The organism is Sulfuricurvum sp., from assembly GCF_041651515.1.
Taxonomy (GTDB): domain Bacteria; phylum Campylobacterota; class Campylobacteria; order Campylobacterales; family Sulfurimonadaceae; genus Sulfuricurvum.
The window spans coordinates 1-5732 of sequence record NZ_JBAZJF010000020.1 but is presented as its reverse complement, the minus strand read 5'-3'; the positions used below and the strand labels follow the sequence as shown (position 1 = coordinate 5732).

At 41.8% G+C, this 5732-nt stretch carries 4 protein-coding genes; all 4 read left to right on the top strand.

Translation table 11 applies throughout. The features are described 5' to 3' along the window. The first annotated feature begins 78 nt into the window (after positions 1 to 78). Genes WC407_RS14900 through WC407_RS14885 form a run of 4 tightly spaced genes read left to right on the top strand, consistent with a single transcriptional unit; the run spans position 79 to position 5707 of the window. A complete protein-coding gene (locus WC407_RS14900; RefSeq protein ID WP_299945936.1) occupies positions 79 to 402 on the top strand; it encodes a hypothetical protein in 324 nt (107 codons plus the stop codon). Beyond that, positions 399 to 1547 (top strand): TolC family protein, encoded by a 1149-nt coding sequence (locus WC407_RS14895; RefSeq protein ID WP_299945933.1) that lies wholly within the window; start codon positions 399 to 401, stop codon positions 1545 to 1547. Before WC407_RS14900 ends, WC407_RS14895 begins: the two co-directional genes overlap by 4 nt. Next, entirely contained in the window at positions 1540 to 2628 is a 1089-nt protein-coding gene (locus WC407_RS14890) for an efflux RND transporter periplasmic adaptor subunit (RefSeq protein WP_299945930.1), read from the top strand. Before WC407_RS14895 ends, WC407_RS14890 begins: the two co-directional genes overlap by 8 nt. A 10-nt stretch (positions 2629 to 2638) precedes the next feature. Next, the gene (locus WC407_RS14885; RefSeq protein WP_373023434.1) at positions 2639 to 5707 is read left to right on the top strand and encodes an efflux RND transporter permease subunit; all 3069 of its coding nucleotides are present in this window, start codon (positions 2639 to 2641) and stop codon (positions 5705 to 5707) included. Positions 5708 to 5732 lie beyond the last annotated feature (25 nt).

Below are 5732 nucleotides of genomic sequence, written 5' to 3'. Positions count from 1 at the left end.
ATTTTCCTATTTTTCAAAAAACAATAATCATTAAAACAGCCTTTTAGGCAAATTATTAACAGTATTAAAGGATTAGTCATGAAAATATTATTCGCACTTTGCACATTAATTTTTGCATTACACGCTCAATCAGCGGAAATGACTGCACGGGAACATATGTCGATTCACACCTCTAACTCTCGCCCTTCCGCACAGCTTCAAGCCAAACAGGAAATGCACCGAATTCATAAAGTCGATGAAAAACAGTTGGAGCAGTTGGTTCAAAAAGAGACCGGAGAAGAAATTACCAGTAAAAAATTAACCCACAGAGGCGAAATCCTCTACTACGATGTATACACTGCGAATTATCGTTTGGAAGTCAATGCGCTCGACGGTGCCTTCCTGAAAAAAGAAAAAAAATGATTAAGATTATTCTTTCTTTGTCGTTGTATTCAGCGGCAGTTATGGCAGAGAGTTTTGATCTTTTTTTAGAACAGGCTATCGAAAAAAGTCCCTATTTGAATGCTTCATCATTAAGGACTGATCAAGCCATACTTGAAGGAAGCAAACTGACCCGTTATGAGAATCCTACCCTCGAAGTGGAAAGATCCCGATTTAAGTCCGATAATGGCTATCGGTTGGGACTCAATCAACCGGTTCGCGTATGGGGCGTAGGTGAAGACAAAGAACGCATAGCCAGATCGTTATCAACCAATGCTAAAGCCAATGTTGCGGTTGAACGATCCCGTTTTATCAAAGAGCTTTCACTTTTGTATGTCGATTATGCACAAGCTCAAAAACTATTGAATCTTGCCAACGAAGAGTTGAAAATCGCTCAAAGCATCAATAACGTCTCTAAAGAGCGTTATGCCAAAGGTTCTTTATCCAAAGCACTAATGCTCCAAGCCGATGTTGCGTATTCCGATGCCCTATCCAACCGCGCTGAATCCCAAAAAGAAGCAGTAAAAAGCTATGACGCATTACGTGAATACGCTGGATTTAGTGAAGAAATTGCAATTGACGCGGATACTAATTTCATTCGTTTTGGGGATGAGAAATCAAATCCTGATTTAGCGTTATTGACATCGGAAAATGACCTCAAAGCCTCGCAGGCAAAACTCGAAACCCGTATCATCGAATCGGTTGGCGTATTCACAGAATATGAAAAAGAGCCCGATCAAAATATTTACCGTGCAGGAGTTTCGATCCCTTTGCCGATTTTCAACACGAAGCGCGAAGAAAAATCGATTCAAGAACTTCAAATACGCCAAAACGTACTGTTTTTCAAAGCGCAAAATGATCGTCTTGGGCTTCGAAAAAAAAGTTTGCTTAAAGAGATCACCTCTCTGGAAACACTTTTGCAACAACGCAAAGAAAATCTTAAAAATGCGCAAGAACTCTTGGGGATGTATCAGGATGCCTATGCGATTGCTAATGTTAATCTTTTAGAACTCTATGAGATCAAAAATCGCCGTATTGCGACCCAAGAAGAGATCATTTCTCTCCAATCACAAATTAATCGTTCCACTATCGAATACAACTACCTACAAGGGGCTTATAATGAGTAAAATTTTAACGAGTGTACTACTATTTTCAGCAGTACTTTTCGGTGCCGTACAGATACCGACTGAAACGGTGCAATCACGACCATTTGGTGCCACGATTGACGTAAACGCCAAAGTGATTCAGCAAAAGAATGACCAACATGCTATTACAACGTCGCTGGAAGGGTACATCGAAGAATATTACGTCCGTGCCGGTGATACGGTTAAAAAGGGGGATAAAATCGCACGGTTGCGTTCGGTTGCCCTCTCCAAACTTTCCATCGATTATCAGTCGTTAAAAACCCAATACGCTCATTTCGATAAAAATTTTCAGTCCGATAAAGCGTTGTATGAACGGGGGATGCTCTCGCGGCAGGAGATGACGACCAAACAAATCGAGCGGGATGCACTGCTTTCTCAGATCAAAGGGATCGAAGTCCAGATCAAAGGTTCTAACGTTAATCCATCATCACTGACAAACAGCGGTAATTCCCATTATGTCTATGCCTCTGCATCAGGACGGATCGGTGAGATTCTTGAACCGGTGGGTGCGTTTATCAAAGACGAAAAAGTGATGGCAATCATTATTAACGCCGATGCGTTTTATCTGCAATGTTTTGTCCCTCTCAAATATTCGGCTCAGGTGCAAAAGGGACAAAAGGTTTTGGTGAAAAGTAATACACCCTCTGTGATATATGGACAAATCAATCGTGTATTGCCGAGTATTGATGAAGCAACTCAGCGAATCAGTGCATTGGCTTCGCTCGATAAATCTTCATCTTTGTATTTGAATCAGTATGTCGGAGCGACCATCTATACCCAAAAAGATAAAAACTACCTCGCGGTGAAAAAATCGGCGCTTACCTTTTTTCAAAACGAATGGGTTGTCTTTATCCCGACTGTTACTAAAGTGCACGTAAAAAAAGAAAAGAACGATGAGCATGAGGAAGAAAAAGCCCCCTATGAAGCGAGAGTGGTGGAAATCATTGCTAAAGACGACCAATATATCGCCATTAAAGGGTTGAATGCCGGTGAACGCTACGTTAGCGATAAAAGCTATTACGTTAAATCAATGCTGTTGAAATCAGCTATTGGCGAGGAATAAGGGAATAACGATGATACATAAATTAATCGATAGTGCGCTCAAATACCGTATGCTCGTTTTGGTGGTGTTTATCGGGATTGTTGTATTGGGAATACGTTCCTATCAGACAATCCCCGTGGATGCCTTTCCCGATATTACCCCTAAACAAGTGGTGATTTATACTGAAAGCCCGGGTAATTCCGCCGAAGATATTGAAAAGCTGATTACTTATCCGATTGAATCCTCACTCTCAGGAATGGCGGGTGTTAAAACGGTTATGTCCAACTCTATTTTCGGATTGTCTTATGTATCGGTCTTCTTTGATGATAATATGGATATTTACTTTTTACGCCAGTTGGTCAACGAACGCCTCAACAGTGTTAATATACCGCAAGGGTGGGGCAAACCTGTTATTGGACCCAATACAACTGGTTTGGGACAAGTCTTTTGGTATCAAATCTATGACAAAACCGGTCGTTTTAGCCTCAGTGAACTGCGCCAGATGCAAGAGTACATCGTTGCCCCTTTGTATAAAGGAGTTTCAGGAGTAGAAGAAGTGACAGGATGGGGCGGTCATGAAAAACAATATGACGTTGAAATCGATACCCATAAACTTCAAGATTTTGGGATCACTTATGAAGAGGTCGTTCAAGCTCTTGAAAAAAGCAATACCGCCGCAGGTGGGCAGTATTTGGAGTTTAATAAGGAACAATACCTTATCCGTGGTGTAGGACTTTATAGTTCATTGGATGATGTACGCAATACGCCTATCAAAGCATTAAAAGGCGAATCGATCACGATCAATGATGTCGCCGAAGTCAAAGAGGGGACATCGCCACGATCCGGTGCCGTATCGCTTGATGGACACGAAGCCGTTATGGGAATGGTATTGCAACGGGCTGGAACAAATGCAGCAGAGGTTGTTCAACAGCTCAAAGCGAAAACCGCTACGGTTAATTCAGCTTTACCCGATGGTGTCAGTGTTCGAATGTTGTATGACCGGACGGAAATTACAAAAAAAGCGGTTGAGACAATGGATATAGCACTAATGACCGGTATGGTATTAGTAGGGATTGTTCTGTTTTTATTTTTGTTTGAATTACGCTCGGCTTTTATCGTTATCCTCTCGCTTCCTGTATCGCTATTGATTGCATTTTTACTGATGGATTATTACGGTCTTAGCGCCAATCTGATGAGTTTGAGCGGTCTGGCAATAGCGGTGGGAATGATCGTAGACGGTACGGTTGTTATCGTCGAGAACAGCTTTAGAAAACTTCACGATCATCCTGATGCTTCACGGTTTGAAGTGATTGCCGAGGCGGCAAAAGAGGTTTCAACACCTGTCACCTTTGCCATTTTAATCATTGCCATCGTATTTATACCGCTATTGAGTTTGGATGGTTTGGCGGGAAAGCTTTATGTCCCCATGGCGCTTAATATTACCTTTGTGATGCTGGGATCACTTGCGGTCGCACTTATCTTGGTTCCGGTACTGGCAACATTTTTGCTTAAACCCACATCCCATCACGACAACAGTGTTATGCGTGCCATTAAAAAACGCTATACCCCCATGCTAAATTATGCGTTATCGCATGCCAAAGCATTGCTCATTGGAGTTGCACTGCTTTTTTTCGTTTCAGTGGCACTTTTGAGTCAACAGGGACGAGAATTTATGCCCAAACTTAATGAAGAGTCGATTATGTATCGTGTCACTGCTATTCCCGGTACGGGATTGTCTCAATCAACCGAGACTGCGCAGAAGATAGAAAAATTTATTCTCAAACATCATGGGGATAAAGTGCAATCCGTTCTCTCCATGATTGGACGAAGTGAAAAAGGGGAAACGGCGCAAGCCAACTATTTTGAGGTATTGCTGATTCTCAAACCTGAAATTGGTGATTACGAAAAACTTTCAAAAGAGATCGATACGGAGTTGGACAAAGAGTTTACGTACGTGCAGTTTACCCCAACCCAACCCATCGGTATGCGTATTGAAGAGCTGTTAGAAGGGGTCAAAGCAGAGCTTGCGATCAAGGTATATGGTGAAGATCAAAAAGTACTTGATAGGGTTGCTACGGATATTCAAAAGAATATCGGCTCCATGAAGGGCATTCAAGGGATGGAAGTTGAATCGCAACTGGGTCAGGCTCAAATTAAAATAGAACCCGATTATCAGGCACTAGCCCGTTATGGAATCAGTGTTGATGAAATAATGGATGTGATTCGTTATGGTATCGGTGAAGAACCGGCTACTTATATGATTGAAGGGGTGCGTCGTTACGGTATCGTTCCAAAAATCAAAGATGCCAAAATCGATATCGAAACGATTAAAAATATTCCGATTCGATCACACGATGGCAATGTGATTAATTTGGAAGATGTGTGTCGTATTGATACGGTACAAGGTTCATCGTTTATTAAACGGGAAAACATGAGTCGCTACCTTGTCATTTCTCTCGATGTCGAAGGTCGCGATATTGCGTCGTTCGTCAAAGAAGCCGATGCCAAAATCACACAAAGCGTTGATTTACCTGATGGGTATTACATCGGTTGGGCAGGGGATTTTAAAAACATGCAAGAAGCGACTCAAAAGCTCATGATTATTATCCCGATTACTCTGTTGGTGATCGTTTTGCTGTTGTATATGGCGTTCAACTCATTGTCAAAAGCGGGGTTGATTTTGATGAGTGTTCCGTTTGGATTGATCGGGGCGATATTTGCGTTGGTTATCAGCGGTGTCTATCTATCGGTATCAGCGATTGTCGGGTTTATCGCCATTTTTGCCATTGCGGTACTGAACGGGATTGTCTTGGTGAGTTTCATCGATGAGATGCGTGCTAAATTTCCCGATGTCGAGCTTAAAGAAGTCATTAAAAATGCTACTCTTTTGCGTCTTCGTCCGGTACTGATGACTGCTTCAACGGCATTATTAGGTATTTTACCGTTACTTTTTGCTACGGGTGTAGGGAGTGAAATCCATTATCCATTAGCAATAGTAGTTACGGGTGGGATTATCAGTTCAACATTCCTAACTTTGATGATTTTACCATCAGCGTACTGGATTTTTTATCGGAAAGAATCGGCTATTTCACAAAAATAAAGCCCACTTTTTAATCAGTATGATA

Coding starts and splice junctions, on each gene's coding strand:
- WC407_RS14900 (WP_299945936.1), top strand. CDS start 79: ATGAAAATATTATTCGCACTTTGCACATTAATTTTTGCATTACACGCT.
- WC407_RS14895 (WP_299945933.1), top strand. CDS start 399: ATGATTAAGATTATTCTTTCTTTGTCGTTGTATTCAGCGGCAGTTATG.
- WC407_RS14890 (WP_299945930.1), top strand. CDS start 1,540: ATGAGTAAAATTTTAACGAGTGTACTACTATTTTCAGCAGTACTTTTC.
- WC407_RS14885 (WP_373023434.1), top strand. CDS start 2,639: ATGATACATAAATTAATCGATAGTGCGCTCAAATACCGTATGCTCGTT.